16 protein-coding genes are annotated in these 19,610 nt (G+C 64.2%); 7 read left to right on the plus strand and 9 right to left on the minus strand.

Annotated features, from left to right (window positions below; all coding sequences use genetic code 11):
- Window positions 1-2: 2 nt before the first annotated feature.
- From MHEC_RS17865 to MHEC_RS17875, 3 genes are read left to right on the plus strand one after another with little or no spacing between them, the layout of a single operon-like run.
- On the plus strand, window positions 3-1,634 hold the full coding sequence (locus MHEC_RS17865) for an NADH-quinone oxidoreductase subunit M (RefSeq protein WP_048891317.1): 1,632 nt from the start codon (window positions 3-5) through the stop codon (window positions 1,632-1,634).
- A complete protein-coding gene (gene nuoN, locus MHEC_RS17870; protein ID WP_048891285.1) occupies window positions 1,631-3,220 on the plus strand; it encodes an NADH-quinone oxidoreductase subunit NuoN in 1,590 nt (529 codons plus the stop codon). The genes MHEC_RS17865 and nuoN overlap by 4 nt, the downstream gene beginning before the upstream one ends.
- A 2-nt stretch (window positions 3,221-3,222) precedes the next feature.
- Complete coding sequence (locus MHEC_RS17875) at window positions 3,223-3,999, plus strand: enoyl-CoA hydratase (protein ID WP_048891284.1); 777 nt, start codon at window positions 3,223-3,225, stop codon at window positions 3,997-3,999.
- A gap of 172 nt (window positions 4,000-4,171) precedes the next feature.
- On the opposite strand, the gene MHEC_RS17880 is transcribed toward MHEC_RS17875, so the two are convergent.
- The 8 genes from MHEC_RS17880 to MHEC_RS17915 all read right to left on the minus strand — a co-directional run bounded on the left by MHEC_RS17880 (window position 4,172) and on the right by MHEC_RS17915 (window position 13,937).
- Complete coding sequence (locus MHEC_RS17880) at window positions 4,172-5,440, minus strand: cytochrome P450 (RefSeq protein WP_048891316.1); 1,269 nt, start codon at window positions 5,438-5,440, stop codon at window positions 4,172-4,174.
- Window positions 5,441-5,515: 75 nt separating this feature from the next.
- Entirely contained in the window at window positions 5,516-6,736 is a 1,221-nt protein-coding gene (locus tag MHEC_RS17885; protein ID WP_048891283.1) for a cytochrome P450, read from the minus strand.
- 15 nt (window positions 6,737-6,751) lie between these two features.
- Window positions 6,752-8,236, minus strand: coding sequence for an aldehyde dehydrogenase family protein (locus MHEC_RS17890; protein WP_048891282.1), 1,485 nt, complete (start codon window positions 8,234-8,236; stop codon window positions 6,752-6,754).
- A complete protein-coding gene (locus MHEC_RS17895) occupies window positions 8,229-9,128 on the minus strand; it encodes an SDR family oxidoreductase (RefSeq protein ID WP_048891315.1) in 900 nt (299 codons plus the stop codon). Before MHEC_RS17895 ends, MHEC_RS17890 begins: the two co-directional genes overlap by 8 nt.
- Window positions 9,121-10,248: a spirocyclase AveC family protein gene (locus MHEC_RS17900; protein ID WP_048891314.1), complete on the minus strand. Its 1,128-nt coding sequence runs from the start codon at window positions 10,246-10,248 to the stop codon at window positions 9,121-9,123. Before MHEC_RS17900 ends, MHEC_RS17895 begins: the two co-directional genes overlap by 8 nt.
- 2 nt (window positions 10,249-10,250) lie before the next feature.
- Complete coding sequence (locus MHEC_RS17905) at window positions 10,251-11,363, minus strand: ABC transporter substrate-binding protein (protein WP_048891281.1); 1,113 nt, start codon at window positions 11,361-11,363, stop codon at window positions 10,251-10,253.
- Between the two features lie 106 nt (window positions 11,364-11,469).
- Window positions 11,470-12,264, minus strand: coding sequence for a CbbQ/NirQ/NorQ/GpvN family protein (locus MHEC_RS17910; RefSeq protein WP_048891280.1), 795 nt, complete (start codon window positions 12,262-12,264; stop codon window positions 11,470-11,472).
- Between the two features lie 5 nt (window positions 12,265-12,269).
- Complete coding sequence (locus MHEC_RS17915; RefSeq protein ID WP_082169849.1) at window positions 12,270-13,937, minus strand: nitric oxide reductase activation protein NorD; 1,668 nt, start codon at window positions 13,935-13,937, stop codon at window positions 12,270-12,272.
- A 101-nt stretch (window positions 13,938-14,038) separates the two neighbouring features.
- Here MHEC_RS17915 and MHEC_RS17920 point away from each other — a divergent pair, with 101 nt between their 5' ends.
- From MHEC_RS17920 to MHEC_RS17935, 4 genes are all read left to right on the plus strand, one after another.
- The gene (locus MHEC_RS17920; protein WP_048891279.1) at window positions 14,039-15,193 is read left to right on the plus strand and encodes an acyl-CoA dehydrogenase family protein; all 1,155 of its coding nucleotides are present in this window, start codon (window positions 14,039-14,041) and stop codon (window positions 15,191-15,193) included.
- Entirely contained in the window at window positions 15,190-16,302 is a 1,113-nt protein-coding gene (locus MHEC_RS17925) for an acyl-CoA dehydrogenase family protein (protein WP_048891278.1), read from the plus strand. The genes MHEC_RS17920 and MHEC_RS17925 overlap by 4 nt, the downstream gene beginning before the upstream one ends.
- A complete protein-coding gene (locus MHEC_RS17930; RefSeq protein ID WP_048891277.1) occupies window positions 16,299-17,228 on the plus strand; it encodes an SDR family NAD(P)-dependent oxidoreductase in 930 nt (309 codons plus the stop codon). The genes MHEC_RS17925 and MHEC_RS17930 overlap by 4 nt, the downstream gene beginning before the upstream one ends.
- 234 nt (window positions 17,229-17,462) lie before the next feature.
- Window positions 17,463-18,734, plus strand: coding sequence for a lipase family protein (locus tag MHEC_RS17935; RefSeq protein WP_162838783.1), 1,272 nt, complete (start codon window positions 17,463-17,465; stop codon window positions 18,732-18,734).
- A 37-nt stretch (window positions 18,735-18,771) separates the two neighbouring features.
- On the opposite strand, the gene MHEC_RS17940 is transcribed toward MHEC_RS17935, so the two are convergent.
- Window positions 18,772-19,557, minus strand: coding sequence for a spirocyclase AveC family protein (locus tag MHEC_RS17940; RefSeq protein WP_048891276.1), 786 nt, complete (start codon window positions 19,555-19,557; stop codon window positions 18,772-18,774).
- Window positions 19,558-19,610: the final 53 nt, after the last annotated feature.

The following is a 19,610-nucleotide window of genomic DNA, read 5'->3' on the forward strand; positions in this document are numbered from 1 at the left end:
CGGTGACCTCCTTCCCGTGGCTGAGTCTGCTGTGGCTGCTGCCGCTGGTGGGCGCCGGGCTGGTGATCGTGGCGCCGCCAGGGTGGCAGCGAGTGGCGAAATGGCTTGGCCTCTTCCTCGCGTTGGCAGTGCTGGCGATAGCGGTCGTGATCACGACCGAATTCGACACTGGCGGTGCACCCTACCAGTTCGTCGAAAAGCACCCCTGGATACCGGCTTTCGGCGCGGGCTACACGCTCGGCGTCGACGGCATCGCGGTGGTACTGGTGCTGCTCACTGCGGTGCTGGTGCCGCTGCTAATGCTGGCTGGATGGAACGACGTCGATGGTCACGACCCGCTGCGCCCAGCTCCGCCGCACTGGCGGTCGGCACGAAGCGGCGAACGCAGTCGCGCTGTGCACGCTTACGTGGCGTTGACACTGACCGTCGAGTCAATGGTGCTGATCTCGTTGATCTCGTTGGACGTTCTGCTGTTCTACGTGTTCTTCGAGGCGATGTTGATCCCGATGTATTTCCTCATCGGTGGATTCGGTCAGGGCGCCGGCAGATCGCGGGCCGCAGTAAAGTTCTTGCTGTACAACCTGTTCGGCGGTCTGATCATGCTGGCCGCGGTGATCGGAGTGTATGTGGTGACCGCTCAGCACATCGGCGGCACGTTCGACTTTCGCACGATCGTCGCTGCTGTGTCGTCGGGCCGGCTGAGTGTGAACCCCACGGTGCTCAAGGCGCTGTTCTTGGGATTCATGTTCGCGTTCGCCATCAAGGCACCGCTGTGGCCGTTTCACCGCTGGCTGCCCGACGCCGCGGTCGAAGCGCCACCGGCCACCGCGGTGTTGATGATGGCGGTGATGGACAAGGTCGGCACCTTCGGAATGCTGCGCTACTGCCTGCAGTTGTTTCCCGACGCGTCAACCTATTTCCGCCCGCTCATCGTCGTATTATCGGTGATCGGCGTGGTCTATGGCGCGATCGTGGCGATCGGCCAGACCGATATGATGCGGCTGATCGCTTACACGTCCATTTCGCACTTTGGGTTCATCATCTTGGGCATTTTCGTGATGACCACCCAGGGGCAAAGCGGGTCGACTCTCTACATGGTCAACCACGGACTATCGACCGCCGCAGTGTTTTTGCTCGCGGGATTCCTGATCGCCCGCGGCGGCACCCGCTCGATCGCCGACTATGGCGGTGTGCAGAAGGTGGCGCCGGTGCTGGCCGGCACGTTCTTGGTCGCGGCTTTGGCGACCCTATCGCTGCCAGGTCTGGCACCGTTCATCAGCGAATTTTTGGTGCTGCTGGGTACTTTCAACCGCTACTGGCTGGCGGCAGCATTCGGCGCAACCGCCCTGGTGCTTTCTGCGGTGTACATGTTATGGCTCTACCAAAGGGTGATGAACGGACCCGTGGCACGGGGCAACGAGCGGATCCGTGATCTGGCGCCACGTGAAATCGTCGTGGTCGCCCCGCTGATCGCGTTGCTGCTTGTTCTGGGGCTCTATCCGAAACCGGTGCTGGACATCATCAATCCCGCGGTCGGTCACACCATGACCACCATCGGCCAGCATGATCCTGCGCCGAAGGTTCCGGTCAGCGCGGTGGGTGACCACAAAACGGCTGAAGGACCGCGCCGATGAGCATGCCCACGCCAAATGTCGAGTACTCGCTGCTGTCCCCGGCGCTCATCGTCTTCGGCGGCGCGGTGGCCGGTGTGCTGGTCGAGGCGTTCCTGCCGCGACGCCTCCGCTACGCGACCCAGGTGCTCCTGACGCTGGGAAGTTTGGTTGCCGCATTCGTCGCGGACGTGCTGGTGAGCAAGGCAATTTCGGCTTCTGGTCAGACCGCGGTGCTGCGAGCGGTGGCTGTCGACCGTCCAGCCCTGGTTTTGCAGGGCATCGTGCTGCTGGTGGGCGCGCTTGCCATCCTTTTCATCGCCGAGCGCAGTGCCGCAACCGGCACCGCGATCGGTCCGGGAGCTGCCGCCGTCGCGCGCCTTGCGGGACTGGATTTCTTCGCTCCGCAAGCATCTGCGGTTCCCGACAGCGTGGCTGAGCGCCAAGCGATCCGGGCCGGGTACACCCAGACCGAGGTCTTCCCGCTTACCATGCTCGCCGTCGGCGGCATGCTCGTGTTCCCTGCCGCCAACGACCTTTTGACGATGTTCGTCGCGCTGGAGGTACTGTCGCTGCCGCTGTACCTGCTGTGCGGGTTGGCCAGACGCCGACGCCTGCTGTCCCAGGAAGCAGCGGTAAAGTATTTTCTGCTGGGCGCCTTTTCGTCAGCGTTTTTCCTCTACGGCGTGGCTCTGCTCTACGGCGCGACCGGCACACTGACCCTGGCAGGAATCCGCGACGGGCTCACTTCGCACCGCGACGACTCCATCGCGTTGATCGGCGTCGCGCTGCTGGCAGTCGGCCTGCTGTTCAAGGTCGGCGCGGTCCCCTTCCACTCCTGGATTCCCGACGTCTACCAAGGCGCGCCGACACCGATCACCGGCTTCATGGCCGCAGCAACCAAAGTCGCTGCATTCGGTGCCCTGCTGCGGGTCGTGTACGTTGCGCTGCCGCCGCTTCATGACCAGTGGCGGCCAGTGCTGTGGGGCATCGCGATCCTGACCATGGCGGTCGGCACTATCACCGCGGTGAACCAAAACGACGTCAAACGACTGCTCGCGTATTCGTCGGTGGCCCATGTTGGCTTCATCCTCACCGGTGTGATCGCCGATATCCCGGCCGGTGTCTCCAGCACGCTCTTCTACTTGGTCGCCTACAGCTTCAGCACGGTGGGCGCCTTTGCCGTCGTGGGACTGGTCCGCAACGACGACGGTGACGAAGACGCCGACATGACCCGCTGGGGCGGCCTGGGACGCCGGTCCCCCATTGCGGGCCTGCTGTTTTCGATGTTCCTGTTGGCGTTCGCCGGTATTCCCCTGACGAGCGGGTTCGTCAGCAAGTTCGCGGTGTTCAAGGCCGCCGCCCAAGGCGGCGCGGTCCCGTTGGTGATCATCGGTGTGGTCGCCAGCGGTGTCGCGGCATACTTCTATGTGCGGGTGATCGTGCTGATGTTCTTCACCGATCCACCCGCCGAAGCCCCGCACGTCGTGATTCCCGGCGCGTGGACCAAGGCGGCGATCGCGGTCTGCGCGGCGGTGACCGTGCTGTTGGGCATCTTCCCGCAGCCCCTGCTGGACCTGGTCGACCGGGCAGCCCAGCTCGTGGGATAACGATGACCGCTCGGCAGTGGGTTCTCGTCGAGGATGACGGCGCGGTTCGCGTGCTGACGATGAACCGTCCCGAGGCCCGAAATGCATTGAATATCGGGCTAATTGAAGCGCTCTACGCGGCTTTGTGCGACGCTGACGCCGACCCGGCCGTGCAAGCAGTGGTGCTCACCGGCGTCGACCCAGCCTTTTGCGCGGGGGTGGACTTGAAGGAGGCGCAGCACGAAGGCATGTCGTACTTCGAGCGCTACCGCACGCACAACTGCATCACGCGAGTGGCCGAAATGGCCACCCCGGTGATCGGGGCGATCAATGGCCCGGTGTTCACCGGAGGACTCGAAATGGCGCTGGGCTGCGATTTTTTGGTGGCATCCGAGCGTGCGGTATTCGCCGATACCCACGTCCGCGTCGGCATCCTCCCCGGCGGCGGAATGACCGCCCGCCTACCTCAGCTGGTCGGCGCGGCGACGGCGCGACGGCTGTCGATGACCGGCGAAGTTGTCGACGCTGCCCGAGCCGAGCGGATCGGGCTGGTGACCGAGGTCGTCCCCCACGACGGCCTGCTGGACCGGGCCCTTGCATTGGCGGCGCAGATCGCCGAGGTGCCCGGACCAACCATGGCTGCGCTCAAGCAGATCTACGTCACCGGCTCAGACGCTGTCACCCGACCCGCGCTGGCCGCCGAGCAGGCCATCGCCGGCGCCCAGCAGACCGACACCGCTGATCTCGCCGCCCGTTACGCCGAGATCAGCGAGCGCAACCGCCGCCAGATCGAGCGCTGATGCCGACACCGCGCCCAGGCGCCGGACCATCACGCTGATTTCATTCGTCACACACGTCCACTCGAGCCTTACCAGAAAAGCGACTCGGCCCACCACCCGGGTGGCAATTCCGGTCGGCAACGCAACGCGGCTGGCACGATGACGCTGAGCCCGAACGGGACTTAGGCGACAGTCACCGCACAGCAGTGAACTCAAGATGCAACTCCGTTAGGCCCCGCATCTGCCAGGTCGGTTCGTAGGTATAGCGGCGCGCGCCAGCCGGTCCGTGCCTGACTTCGGAAATCGCGATTTCGGACATCCGGTCAAGGATCCGGTTAAACGAGATTCGCGCCTCTGCGCGGGCAAGGGGCGCGCCGGGGCAGGAGTGGTTGCCACGTCCGAACGCCACGTGTTCACGGACGTTGGGACGATCCAAGCGAAACTCGTTCGGCTTCGCAAACTTTCGTGGGTCGCGATTGCTTGCCCCCGGCAGTAACATCACTGTGCTTCCGGCGTTGATCGGCACGTCCCCGATTGATATCGATGTACGGGCCAAGCGGAAGTGAGACTTCACCGGGCTTTCCATCCGCAGCGTCTCTTCGATGAAGTTCGGGATGCGGTCACGATCCTCGCGCAGAAGGGCTTGGAACTCGCGGTGTTCGGCAATGATGCGCATCCCGAAACTGAGCAGCTTCGTGGTGGTTTCTTGTCCTGCTGCGAACAAGAAGGTGGCCAGGCGTACGACGTCAATGATTCTCGGGCTGGTGCCGTCCGGATATCTCGCCAGCGCCAGCTCGGTCAGCACATCCCCGCGCGGCTCACGCCGACGGTCAGCGACATACGCGGTGAACTTGTCTTCCAGCCATTCCAGCGGATTATGGGTGCGAGACACTGAATCGTCGTCAATCGCACCCACAACTGAGTCAGAAAACACTGCGCGGAATTCTTCATGATCCTCCGCCGGGATTCCGAGCAGATCGGCGATGACCAACCCGGTGAACGGTCTGGCATAGTCGTCCAAGAACTCACACCGACCACGCGACAGGAATTCGTCGAGTTGGCGGTCGGCGAGCTGCCACATGAAGTCTTCGTTTTCCTTCAGCCGCTTCGGGGTTAGCAGGCGGCTCAGCAGTCCCCGGGTCCGAGTGTGCAGAGGCGGGTCTTGGGTGACGATGTGTTCGCTCATCGGGATTTGCCCACGGCGCTGCTCGATCAAATCGTCGATGTCGCTGCCAGCGGGCTGCGGCGGCAGGCCGGAAAATGGGCCTGCAACCGAGACACACGACGAAAATGCTGGTTCTTTGTAGACCGCGAGGGCTTCGTTGTATCCGGTGACGGCGACCACGCGATGATGGGGCTCGGGCAGGACCGGGCATTTCGAGCGCAGGTAGTCGAAGTATGGATACGGATCGGGAATCAAAGATGCGTCGGTGAAGAAATCGACCGATACGTAATCGCTCAATTCCACGCCTCCTGGCGGTTCTCGTGATCACCGCCTGCACGTGCGGCCATGGACTGCGGAAATCCCTACATGACGTCAACTACCGGCGGCCGCTTCGAACAGCACCGGCAGCGACGTAGGCGAGCGAAACACCTGGCCCCGGATATGTGGATCGTCCCCGTCGGGGTCCAGGCGCAAATTGGGCAGACGATCGAACAATAGGTTGAGCGCAACCCGCATCTCCAAGCGCGCCAAGTGCATTCCCAGACAGACGTGCACCCCGTAGCCGAAGCCGATGTGCGCCCGCGGCTGACGGAAGATATCGAAGCGGTCGGGGTCGGGGTAGCGGTCCTCCTGCCGGTTAGCCGCGCCCAGCACGGGCATCACCGCCGAGCCGGCCGGGATCGGCACGCCCGCCAGCTCGGTGTCGCGGGTCGCCACCCGGGTGATCGTGAGCAGAGGAGGCTCCCAGCGGATCGCCTCCTCGATCGCCTGCGGAATCAGGGACCGGTCCGCGCGGACGGCATCGAGCTGATCAGGATTGGACAGCAGCGCAAAAAGCAGGTTCCCAAGTGAGCGGTACGTGGTCTCGACACCGGCCGGCAGCAGCAGCCGCAGAAATGAGAAGATCTCCTCGTCGGTGAGCCTTTCCCCGTCGATCTCAGCCTGAGCGAGGCCGCTGATCAGGTCCTCACGGGGTTCTTTCCTGCGGGCGGCGAGGATCGGAATGAAGTACTCCCGCAACGCCTCTGATGCAGCAAGCCCGCGTTCGCGATTGAACAGGATACTCAGCAGCGCGACCGACCAGCGCTGAAATTGAGGATAGTCCTTGCGCGGCAAGCCAAGCAGGCTGGCAATGATCTGCGTAGGGTACGGGAAGGTGAATTCACTTCTCAGATCAGCGCGTCCTCGATCGGCGAATCGGTCGATCAGCTGGTGTGCGACCTGTCCAACGAGGTCGTGCTCCCACCGCGCCAAAGCTTTCTGCGAAAAGGCTTTCGATACAAGAGCGCGATGGCGTCCGTGCTCGGGCTCGTCCATGCCGAGCATGACGTGCTTGCCTAAGGCATCGCCGAACGTCTCGATGATGATTGCCGATGAAAACGTCTCGTTGTCCCGCAACATTTGCTGGACTTCTTCGTGGCGATACACCATGAAGACGGGCTTGGACTCCTCGTGCGGCATCGTTGACGTGTCGAGCCGCTGCACCGGTTGTTCCCGCCGCATCTGGGCCAGGCCGGTGTAGGGGTCGCGGACGTCGCCGGACACCACATCGTCGAACTTGCCGAAGTCTTCGAGATCGTCGAACAGGTCCACTGTGGTCTCTCTCCTTCAGCTGGCGGGGTAGCCGATTGACTTGATCTCCGTGTATTGGTCGAACCCTGCCGTGCCGTTCTGGCGGCCGATGCCGCTGTACTTATAACCGCCGAACGGCGTATCGGCCCCGTAGGGTGCTGCGCCTTGCACACCGATGAACCCGGCCCGCAGCCGCCGCGCCACCGCCAGCGAGTGTTCCACCGAGCCCGACATCACGTTGCCGGCCAGCCCGTATCGGCTGTCGTTAGCGATGCGGATCGCGTCCTCTTCGTCGTCGAATGGAATGACGGCCAGCACCGGGCCGAAAATCTCCTCCTGTGCGATCGTCATCGAGTTGTCCACGTCGACGAAAAGCGTCGGCCTGACCCAAAATCCCTTGTCGAACCCGGCTGGCGGCTCGGTGCCGCCCACCAGGCAGGTGGCGCCCTCGTCGATGCCCTTTTGGATGTAACCGAGCACCCGCTTGCGCTGCTTGTCCGAAATCACCGGGCCGCACAGGGTCGCGGGATCCTGCGGATCACCCGGCGATACGTTTTCATACATCGCCTTGAGGATCGCTACGCCCTCGTCGTAGCGAGATCGGGGCAGCAATAGTCGCGTCGGGTTGGCACATCCTTGGCCGGCGTGCATGCACGGCGCAATCCCGATCGCGCATGCCGTTGCGAAATCAGCGTCCTCCAAGACGACGGTGGCCGACTTGCCGCCAAGCTCGAGGAACAGCCGCTTCATGGTCGCCGCGCCCTTTTCCATGATCCGCTGCCCGACCGCGGTCGACCCGGTGAAGGAGATCAGATCAACCTTGGGCGACAGCGTGAGCTCTTCGCCGACCAGATGATCAGCGGCGGTGACGACGTTGACTACCCCGGCCGGGATGTCGGTGCATTCAGCGATCAGGCGCCCGAGCCGGGTCGCGTTGTACGGGGTGTCGGGTGCCGGTTTGAGCACCACGGTGTTGCCGGTGGCGAGCGCTTGAGCAAGCTTGTGGATGCTGACTTCGAACGGGAAATTCCACGGCACGATCGCGCCTACCACACCGACGGGTTCGCGCCACACCTTGCGGGTGGTCATCTGCCCGGTCACCGCGACCAGCGCGTTCCCTAGGTCAACCTCCCACGGGTATTCGTCGATCAGTCTGATCGGGTACTTGAGCGCATCGGCAAGCGGCGCATCCAGCTGTGGACCGAAGGTAATGGCGCGGGGGCAGCCGGCTTCTGCTATGAGCTCCTCGCGCAGCGCTTCCTTTTCGGCCTCCAGCGCTTCCTGCAATTGCTCAAGGCAGGCTTTGCGGAAGCCGGGGCTAGTCGACCAGTCGGTTTCGTCAAAGGCCCGACGCGCAGCGTCGATGGCGCGGTGCATGTCGGCCTTCGACGCGTCGGCGACTTCGCCGAGCACCTCTTCGGTGGCTGGGTTGATGTTGGTGAATGTGCCGGCTTCGCCCTCGACGAGCTTACCGTCGATCAACATTCGCGACTCGAAGCGGACTTTTGGTGTGTCAGCCATGGTGCTCTCTCTCTTGTGGAACGTTGCGCAAAGCGCCGGAACGTGGGAGACCCATCGCCAGACGAGTCACCCTATGGAGAGCCTTACTGGAAAGCAGCCGATTGGCAACCAGCAACATGCGGGCATCGATGCCAATGGCGTGACGCGCAAACGGTGCCTGCTCGTCGAGAACGTTCGCGAGCCGTCGCGCGAAGCGTTCCGGCGGGCGGGCGAGCACCCGCATCGCGAGGCGGCCCCGCCGGTCGATGCTGGGATGGTGCGCGGCGTACGGGCCCTCGAAGTCACGGTGGTCGAAGGTGCCGGCATCAGTGATGATGTCGGTGTCGAAGGTACCGGCCACCACGACGGTAACCCCCAGCCCGAACGGCGCGATTTCGCCGGCAAGCGATTCGGCCCACCGCTCCAGGGCGCCCTTTGCGGCGGAGTAGGCACCGATCGACGGCATGCCGCGAACGCCGCCCTGACTCGAGACGACCACTATGCGGCCGCGGCCCGCGGCCCGCATCGGTGGCAGCAATGCTTGCGTCAACAACACCGGTCCGAAAACGTGGGTGGCGAACATTCGCTGCCACAACTCGATCGGTGTTTCCTCGACCATCCCGGCCGCCGATATTCCAGCGTTGTGCACCAGCACATGCGGTGCTCCCACCGCTTCCTCGATTGCCTTGGCGGCGCTAGCGACCGATGCGGCATCGGTCAGGTCGAGACGCACACCGATCAGCCGATGGTCAGGGTCGCGGGCGGCGGTCGCCGCTCGCAGCTTGTCCAGTCCAGCGTCGGGCGATCGCATCGCCGCCACGACCCGCCAGCCCTGCCGGTAGAGCTCGGTTGCGGACGCAAAGCCCAGCCCTCGCGATGCTCCGGTGATGACGGCAGTGCGGGCTTCATCCATGGCCGGGCCCACAAGGACCGCCGCCGACCGGCGGCTCCACCTGCGGCCTGCCGTGTGGCTGCGCGCTCATCCACGTCGACCAGATGCCCACCGAGTAAGGGCCGGGTGCGCCCGCCTTCTCATAAAACCCTTGCGGGTCATAGACTTTGGCTTCCGGATAAGGCCATGGGCAGGCCACCGAGGTGGCGGTGCGGGTCCACTTGATGATCGCGAATCCGGTGCCGTAGCCGAAGTATGCGATGTTGATGATGACAAACATCACGACGAACATGCCGAGCGCGGGCCGGCCGGTGAAAATGCGGACCCGTTGGGCAAGCTTTTCGGCAACCGTGCGACCGGTGTCGTCGCGATACAGCAGCACACCGGCCGGGATCATCACGAACGTCACCATTACCGTCTCCCAGATGAATGGGAATTGGTATGTCTTGCCGGCAAATACCGAGCCGAACGGAATAACTTGGGAGTAGATGTACATCCCGGTCCGCACCAGTGTGGTCTCCAGCAGCGCGTCGAACACGATCCCTATCGGCAAGATGATCGCGGCCAGGCTGATCAGCGGGTGACGCCACACGAACGAATCGACGGGCCGACGGCCCTGAATCTTGCGCAGAATCCAGATGGCCGGGAAGTACGGGCCCAGGTAGAACATGATGTAGCCGATCACCAGGAATGGCTCTACCGTGGGCGATAACGACACCAACGGCCAATCCTCGGGCCAGTGCCACAGCTGCGGGTTGTAAACCGCGTAGGGCGCCCAGTTCATGATCGGGTCTTGCCAGACGATCAACGTCGTGACGATCCCCATCAGTAGCACAGGGTGACGCGGATGTCGCCGCCATGCCACCACGTAGGCCGCGATGATTGCCAGCATCGCGACGATGGTGAAGATTTGCAGCAGCCCGAGCCAATGGCTGTAGCCGAACAGCGGCTCGACGGGCCGCGGCACCCCGGTAACGTTGGGGTTGCGGATTCGCGTGGAGACAGCCCCGGTGCGCGCGTAGTACGCCACCACGCAGAGCACGGCGAGGCCGGCGGCGATCCACGTGACGGTGACCCAGGAACGCTGTTGCGTTGTGGCGCTTGCAGTATCGCTGGGCGGCGTCGTCTGTTCTGTAGCCATCTTCACTCCTCACCGAAGCGGTCAACCAGATGCGAATTGACGCCATCAGGATCCAGCGTTCTGGCGACCAGATAGCCCGCGCCCATCCACGCTCGGTGCGTCCACTGCCCGAACGAGACCCTTGTCCCGGGTGCGCCAGACGCTGCCGGGAGCATTTTCACCCGCTCCAGCGCTTCCTTGACACCTCGCGGGCTCAACGGATGTGCGTCAATAAACGCGTGCAGCAGTGTGGTTGCGACGTCGCGGTTCACTACCGGTACGCAGTATTGGGGTCGCCGACCGTAGGCCTGCTCGTACTGGTCCAGAAAGCGCTGCCCCACGCGGTTGTTTTCGTCGTATTGATCGATGCCCGTCCAGCCGGTAAACGCATTCCACAAGATCGGGTTGATCCACGCATTCTGAAATGCGGTGCTGGTGAACCGCGGCGGATCCCAGTTAAGAGCCTGCAGGGCGGGATTGATAAAGACGATGCCGAAGCCGAATCCGCAGTGCACGATGGCTTGCGCCTTCGCCTCGTGCAGCACACGCACGGCCGCCTCGATGTCCTGCGCCGTCTGAGCAATCGGTGCCTCAGCTACGATTCGAATGCCCTTGCGCTGACAAGCCTTCCGAAGATTTTTCAGATAACTCTCACCGACTAGCGACCGCTCGACGAGCACCCCGATTTCGCTATGGCCGCCCTTGGCGAGAAGGTCCGACCAGAAGATCGGCTCGTCGGTCATCGATCCCTGCGGAAACGAGAAGGTCCATTCGCCCAGCCAATCGTCGGTACCGGTCACGGCGATTGCCGGAACGTGGAAACGCTGCTCGATTGCCTCTCGGGTGGGCACACAGTTGTCCGTGATGTGCGGTCCGAACACGACGAGGCATCCTTCGTCGACCAGCTCACCAAAGGCGTCGATCACCGCCTTGACTGTTCCCTTCGGCAATCCTTCGACCTCTCGATACACAATTTCGATCGGTCGGTCGATGATGCCCTGCTTCAGACCGTCGTCGAACACCAGCTCGAACGGCCGGGAGAGGTCGTCGCGCATCTCCTGCGGATAGCCGTCTGGCAACCGAAAGTCCATCAGATAGCCGATCTTGATCGGCTCGGCGGTGCTCTCGTAAGACATCTGACCTCCGTAGCTGACGGTCTCAGCGGGAACCAGCTGTGTCCGCGGTACTTGACCTAATATTTGTTCTGACCCTAATGGCGGGCGTCGCCACCGTCAATCGTCGCTACCTCGATTCGTCGGTCAGGTAGACATCGATCATCTCCAGCAGACCGCTCGTCACCGCCGAGTCGTCGGTGAGCGGTCCGGCGACCGCGGCACGTGCAGCCTCGCGCGGACTCAGCCCTTCGGCGATGAGCTGGCCGGCCGCCACAAGCACCCGCGTCGAAGCCACCTCGCGCAGGCCCGCAATTTCCAGCCGGCGGATCGCGTGACCCAGCCGCACCAGTTGCACCGCCTTGTCGTGATCGATGCCGGACTCATGCGCCACGATCTTCTCCTCAACCTCAGGTGCCGGGAAACCGAATTCGATGGCGACCATTCGTTGCCGGGTCGAGTCCTTGAGGTCCTTCAGAATGCTCTGATAGCCGGGGTTGTACGACACCACCAGGCAAAAGCCGGGATGGGCTTCCAGCGTGACACCAAGCCGTTCGATCGGCAGTTGCCGGCGATGATCGGCCAGCGGGTGAAGCACAACGGTGGTGTCCTGGCGGGCTTCGACGACCTCATCGAGGTAGCAGATAGCACCCTCGCGCACAGCGCGCGTCAACGGACCGTCGACCCATTCGGTATCGCCGCCGCGCAGCAGAAACCGTCCCACCAGATCAGCGGTGGTCAGGTCGTCGTGGCACGCAACCGTGATGAGCGGGCGGTCCAGGTCGTGGGCCATGGCTTGTACGAAGCGGGTCTTGCCGCACCCGGTCGGCCCTTTGAGCATGATCGAAAGCCCCTGGCGGTAAGCGGCTTTGAAAACCTGTTCTTCGTCGCCGAGCGGCACGTAGTAAGGCCGGGTCCCACGCATTTTTCTCACGCCACCCGCCGTCGCAGCTCAGCGGAGCCGAGCGCCGAGCGCAATAGTGGGCCGATCACTCGGCTTAGCTGCTCGGGCCTGGGAATCGTGGCGTGCGCGGCGCTGCCGAAGACGCGTCTGAGGTCGTCGACATTGGTGCCGGCGCCAACAGTGAGACAAAGGCATCCGATACCCCGATAGCGCGCCTCGGCCAGCGCGCGGCGGGCATCGGCAGCGCCATAGCTGCGTTCATAACCGTGGTCGTAGGCCAATCCGTCGGATATCACGACCAACAGTCGCCGCGGCGTGCCGGCGCGATTTTCGAGCACGGCAGCACCATGCCGAATCGCCGCGCCCAGCCTCGAGTACGCACCCGGAACCAGGCCACCAAGTCGCCGCATTGCCGCAGCGTCGAGGTCGTCGTCGAAGCGTTTCACCGGAATGAGATGCACTGCCGCACGTCCTTGTGAGTGAAAGGCGTAGAGCGCCACTCGATCTCCCAGATCGTGCAGGGCAGACGTGAGCGCGGCCGCGGCCGCGCGCTGCTGCGCGTGAACCGTCTGTCCGCTTGCGCCGGGCTCTGCGGCCGAACCCGACACGTCGAGCAGTAACAGCACGGCAACGTCGCGTCGACGGCGAAGGTTGTCTAGATAGACAGCTTCATCAGGTGCGGAGCGCGCCAGCAGCTCCACGCGCTCCTCGACCGCGGCGTCGATGTCGATGTCGTCTCCCTGGGCTTGCCGGCGATAGCGATCAAGCCCCAGGCCGAGACGGGCCAGCGGCCGGAGCAAGTTTCTACTGCTCCACAGCGCCGCTGATACGTCACCTGTCGGCGGTGACACCTCGTGCACGGTGCACCAGTTCGGCCGGTAACCGCGCCGGTAAACATCCCATTCGGGATACGTTGTGCCGCCAGCCTCCCCGACAATTCCGCCCGACGCCGCCACCATTGGCTTCGATACGACGGCGCTGCCTCCGTGTCGCGGGCTAAAGCGGCGCAGGTGCGTGGGTGCGTCCGCCCCCGGTGGGCCGCTCTCACCGAGTCGGCGCACTACACCGAGCATTTGCTGGAGCAGCCGGCCGAGCCCACCACGCCCGCCGACCGGACTTGACCAGACATCGGCGCCGTCGACGGCGTTGTCGTCGTCGAGTTCAGCCAGGCCCCGGTCTGGCTGCCGGCGCGCGACATGCTCGCTCGCCGATCGCGATTTGCGATCGCGATCCTTTGATGCCAATAGTTTTCGTGCGCGGATCGCTCCGAATACAGCCGGTGGCTCGGCGAGTGCCTCCCGGCTCAGTGCCACGGCCAAGGACGCGGCGGCGGAATCGGTGCGCGGCGCGACCTCGCCGTCGAGGAGCACACGAACGACCGGCGGGAGCAGGTTCTCGTTCGCCGCCAGCGCCCGAAAGCCCTCGACCGCCAGGTATCGACTGGCCAGTGCGGGCCGGCGAGCGAGCCTACGTATCACCGTCAGGTCGAGACTTCCGGCGGCCAGCAGGGATGCCTGCACAGCCAGTGCCTGAAGCTGGCCATCGGTGTCAGCGTCAGGATCCAAAAAGATGATGCGGCCGTCGGTCCACGCCCGTTCACCGGGAGCCCCCGCGGCGACCTCTAAGGTGCGACCCGCCAGCGCCGAGGCCAATAGGCCAAGGCGGCGCAGACCTTCGGCTTGTTCTGTGCTCAACGATCTCTTTCCCGAGGATTCGACATCAGTTGACCAAATATCTGTTCCACCGTAGAGTTTGGGCTTGCCTGCAGTCAATCGCGTGAGCCCGATAGGACACCGTGGATTTCTCCTATCCACCGGAGGTGGAGCAGTTCCGCAAGGAATTACGGGCGTGGCTGGCCGCAAACCTGTCTGATGCCGTTGTGGCCGCCGGCCAACGTAGCGGCCAGGACGACGACACGTTCGAGACGCTTCGTGCGTGGAACGCAACCATGGCCGACGCGGGCTGGGCCGCCGTTTCCTGGCCACCGGACTACGGCGGTCGCGGCGCGACGGTGCTCGAGCAGCTGGTGTACGCCGAAGAGACGACCCGTGCTCGGGCGCCGCTTCCGCTCAACGTAATCGGGATCAACAACATAGCGCCGGCGATCATGCAGTACGGAACCGAGCAACAGAAGCGCACGCTGCTTCCCCGCATGGTCCGGGCAGACGACATCTGGTGCCAGGGCATGTCCGAGCCGGAAGCCGGCTCCGACCTGGCGTCGCTACGCACCCGAGCGGTGCGGGACGGCGAGTATTTCGTGGTCAGCGGCCAGAAAATCTGGACCTCCCTTGGGCATCGGGCTCGCTGGTGCCAGCTGTACGCGCGCACTGACCCGAAAGCCCCGAAGCACAAAGGGATTTCGTGTCTGATCGTCGACATGACATTGCCGGGAATCGAGGCACGGCCCCTGGTCACCCTCAACGGCGAGACCGAATTCGCCGAGCTGTTCTTCAACGATGTGCGAGTCCCGGTGGATGCCCTGCTCGGACCGCTGAACCAGGGTTGGCAGGTCGCGACGACAACGCTCAGCCATGAACGCGCCGGCGCGGCGCGCCTGTACGCCGGCTTGCAAGTACAGCTGGAGGATCTGGTTTCCGATTTGGACGGCGTTGAGGTCAACGACCGGCCGGCCCTGCAAGACCCGGCCACGCTGCGCCGCCTCGGCGAGCTGGCCGTGCGCATCAAGTACCTTGAAGTGCTCTGCCAGCGGTCGATCTCGGCGATGTTGCACGGCGGCGACGCTTTCGGGTCGGCCAGCCTGGCCAAGACGGTCTGGGGTGAGCTTGGACAAGACCTCGCCGCTGTGGCCTTCGACCTGCTGGGCCCTAACGGCGCCGAGGGCCGCTGGGCGCGGCGTCGACTGGCTTCCCGTTCGCTGACGATTGCCGGTGGTACCACACAGATCAACAAGAACATCACGGCGCAACGAGTGCTGGGGCTTCCGCGATGAACTTGGAATTCAACGACGAGCAGCTGGCACTGCGTGACACGGTGCGGCGCTTCTTGGTCGAAAAGGCAACCATTGCCGGCCACGTACGTCCGCTGCTGGATGATCCAACGGGGGTGAACTTGGCCGCCTGGCACGGCCTCGCCGGCCTTGGAACCACCGGGCTTTTGGTCCCGCAAGACTACGGCGGCGCCGGGATGACGATGGTGGAAGCCGGCATTGTCCTGGAAGAGCTCGGTGCGGCGCTCTACCCCGGGCCGTGGCTGTCGACCGCCGTTGCCGCGACGCGTGCGCTGAGCCGTTTCGGCGCCGGCGATAACGCAGCCAGGCTGTTTACCGGGATCGCCGACGGATCGATGATCGCCACGGCGGGCCCGTTGGACCTCAACCGCGCCCGGCCGAAAGCCGCTGTATCAAGCGACGCAACCGTGCTAAGCGGGGCGATTAACCTCCTGCCGGATGCGGCTGCGGCAGACGTGCTTTTGATCGTCGCCGACGACGCCGACGGCCCAGCGCTTTTCGCAGTCGAAACCTCCTCGAACGGTCTCGTTGTTACGCAACAGCCCGGTATTGACCAGACCCGCAAACAGTTTCGAGTGATACTCGATGATGCGCCCGCGCAGCGCCTCGCCGCCGTCGCACCGGATGCACTCACCGCGCTCATCGATGACGTGCTCGTCGCCGCAGCAGCCGACGCCCTGGGTGCCGCGCGCGCGGTCATGGATTCTGCTATCGAGTATGCCAAAGTAAGAAAGCAATTCGGCCAGCCCATTGGCGCTTTCCAGGCTGTCCAGCACCTCTGCGTCGACATGTACGAGACGGTGGAGCTGGCACGTGGCGGTGTGATGTATGCACTTTGGGCAGCTGACCGCGCGGGCTCGCACGAGCGCCACGTATCTGCGCTGCGTGCCAAGGCATTCGCGGGTCGGCTGGCGAGCGTCGGCGATGTCGCGATCCAGGTCTTCGGCGGCATCGGCTACACGTGGGAGCACCACGCCCACCTCTACCTCAAGCGCCTGCTGGGCTGGCATTCCTTTCTCGGCGGACCCGACCGATACCTGGAACAGGTCGGCGCACAGCTCGTGCGCCGATCGGCAAGGAGCAACCAGTGATCGACTTCACCGGCCAGGTTGTTATCGTCACCGGCGGGGGGCGAGGCCTTGGCCGCCTCTACGCAATCGAATTCGCGCGGCGCGGTGCCGCAGTAGTGGTAAACGATCTGGGCGGCAGCATGCACGGTGACGGTGCGGATACCAGGGTCGCCGACCAGGTCGTCGACGAGATCCAGCGCGCCGGTGGCACCGCGGTGGCATCGCATGACTCCGTCGACAGCCCGGAAGGCGGCGCGGCAATCGTAGGCGCTGCCGTCGACCGGTTCGGGCGGCTCGACGCAGTGGTGAGCAACGCCGGCATCTTCACCAGCATTCCGTTCGAGGAGCTGTCCCATGAAGACTGGCGCCGCATGCTAAGTGTGCACTTGGACGGCGGTTTCTACTTGAGCCAGCCCGCATACCGGGTGATGAAGAACCAGGGTTACGGCCGGTTTGTGTTCATCTCGTCGTCCGCAGGGATGTTCGGCCAGCCGCTGGAGGCTCACTATGCCGCGGCCAAAGCAGGGCTGGTCGGGCTGACCAACGTCATCGCGATCGAAGGCGCCCAGCACGGAATCTTGGCCAACGCAGTTCTGCCGTTTGGGTTTTCGCGGATGGTTACCGAAACGGTCGGCGATCCGAAAATCCTTGAGGAACTGGGCTTTTTGAAGGCAATACAGCCGGAGCTGGTCGTGCCGATCGTCGTCTTCCTGGCCAGCCGGGCATGCGAACTCAGTCATCACAATTTCTCGGCCTGCGCGGGCCGCTTTGCGCGGATATTCGTCGGTCTCGGCGATGGCTGGCTCGCCGAGCCGGGCAGCAGCCCGACTGTCGAGGACGTCGCCGCTCACCTGCCCAAAATATGCGCGACGGAGCCGTTTACGGTGCCGGCATCGATCTTCGAGGAAGTTTTCGCAGTCTGCGAGCGGCTCGGGATCAGTGCATAGCTCAGTATTGACGCGGGGAAGCAGCCGTGTTAAGCACCTGCACAGCATTTCGTACCGGCAGGGCGACTGCAACGCTGAGAGGGGCGTGGTTTGCCGGCGAGCAAGCGCAAGGCCCGTCAGAGCCACTACGCTGGCATCGCCCGAGGCGGTGCGGCCAGATTTGGTGGACTCGGCGTCGGCAGAGCCACAATCGATCGTGCGCAATGTTTGTCAGTTGTCACGTCAGTTCTTGGCCTGGCTGCAATTGTGCTCGTGTGGGTCGGCAGTATCGGCCCATGTGTGGCATCGGCGCGTGCGGATGGCGATGAACCGCGGTACCAGGAGTTCTACACACCGCCGGACCCTCTGCCGCCCGGCCATCCGGGCGATGTGATCCGCACGGAGCCGTCGCGGCTGGTGCTCGAGCCGTCGGGCCAGCTGGGCGCGATCGTGGCGAGCGGTACCCGGATCATGTATCGAAGCACCGATACGCGGGGCAACCCGATCGCGGTCACCGGTACCTACTTCGAACCCGACAACCCGTGGCCGGGCACGGGGCCACGGCCCCTGATCAGCTACGCGCCCGGGACCCAGGGACAAGGAAATCAATGTGCACCGTCGCGGATGTTCAACCAGGGAATCCACTATTCCGGCGGCTGGGACATCATGTTCAACTACGAGGAACTCTTCGTCGCCACCATGGTCGCCCGCGGGTTCGCGATCGTGATGACCGACTACGAGGGGCTCGGTACGCCGCCGATGCACACCTATGTGGATCGCGTCGCCGAGGGCCAGGCCGCCCTCGATGCCGCCCGCGCAGCCATGCGGCTGCCGGGAACGTCGCTGGATCCGCATGGCCCCGTGGCGTTCTGGGGTTACTCGCAGGGCGGCGGGGCGGCGGCATCGGCCGCCGAGCTGGCGTCGTCGTACGCGCCTGAACTCCACATCGTGGGCACCTATGCCGGCGCCCCCGTGGCCGACCTCAAGGAACTGCTGCCCTACGCCGACGGTAGCGCACTGGTCGGGGTGGTCGGCTACGCAATCAACGGCGCGATCGCCGCTTATCCCGAACACGCCGACGCGATCCGCTCGAAGCTGACCCCGCGCGGTCAAGCCATGCTCGAATCGGTCTCACGCCAGTGTGTCGGACAAACGATCCTCGATTTCGCCTTCCGCCACCTGCAGCCGTACTTCACCGAAGACGTCTGGCAGGTCATCAACGAGGAGCCGTTCAGCAGCCTTCTGGATGAGCAGCGCGTCGGACGCTACAAGCCCAACGCTCCGGTGCTGATCAACAGCAACCGCTACGACCCGTTGGTGCCATGGACCGCGGCCAATCAGTTGGGCCGCGACTGGTGCGCCCAGGGTGCCGATGTGGAGTTCCGCACCAACGAGGAGCCACCGTTCCTCAACAAACTCGTCGTCAATCACGCACTGCCGATGCTCGTCGATGGTGAACCGGCCATGCAATGGATCGCCGCCCGCTTCAACGGAGAACCCACTTCACCTAATTGCGGCCAGTTTTGAGCGGCTCGCCGGGTATCCCTGCGGAAGATGGTGGGCCTTACCGGGGTTGGTTAGGAACACCCGGAAACAGCGCGACCGTCGGGCCCGCGGTCACCCACCCCGCCAGCTTGGTTACCAAATGCGGTGCGAAGACGGCGCCGTAGAGAACGTTTCCGACGACGACGACCGCGATGATGGACAGCATCGACGACCGAAAACGGCTCGTCGACCTCTTCTCGGCCCACATCTCGATGACGTTCCGGCCTTCGGAATCTGTGCGGCCGAGAAGGTAGGTGAAGACCATCATCTGCACGCCCATCGCCAGGGAGTCGTAGACGGGGTACTGGTGGCTGGTCCCCTGCCACAGCCCCAGGCCGGGAATCACGTACCCGTAATGGAAGACGCCGAGCCGGGCTCCCACGATCGCGTTGAAGAGGAAGGCCCAGCAGAAGCCGACGGCAAGCCCGACGCTAAGCAGTGTGGTCGGTCTGGGCCAGTGGAACTTCGCGCTCAACCGCCGCCCGAGCGCCGCGCCGATCACGGCGGGCAGCACGAAGTAGGGGATGTAGCCGATGGGTACCGACGACGGCAGCCCGCCCCACGTCATGTTCAACGGCCACCACGACGGCATCCGGGGAAGAGCAGGGGCAAACTGCGCATACATCGCCCAGTCGTAGGGCGCCTCGATCCAGGAGAAGGAGATGGCGCAGATGCACATGAGTAGAAGTGGGTGCAATCGCCGCCGCCGGTAGCTGAGGTAGGCGCCGACCGCCACGAACGCGATGCCCCCGACGTAGGCGAAGGCCAGGGACGCCGTGAGCAAAGGGGTCAGCTCGGCGCTCATCGGTCGTGGTTGCCGCTCGAAGCGCGACGTGCCTCCGGGTCGAAATGGTGTAC

Origin of the sequence: Mycobacterium heckeshornense, assembly GCF_016592155.1 — a bacterium.
Classification (GTDB): domain Bacteria; phylum Actinomycetota; class Actinomycetes; order Mycobacteriales; family Mycobacteriaceae; genus Mycobacterium; species Mycobacterium heckeshornense.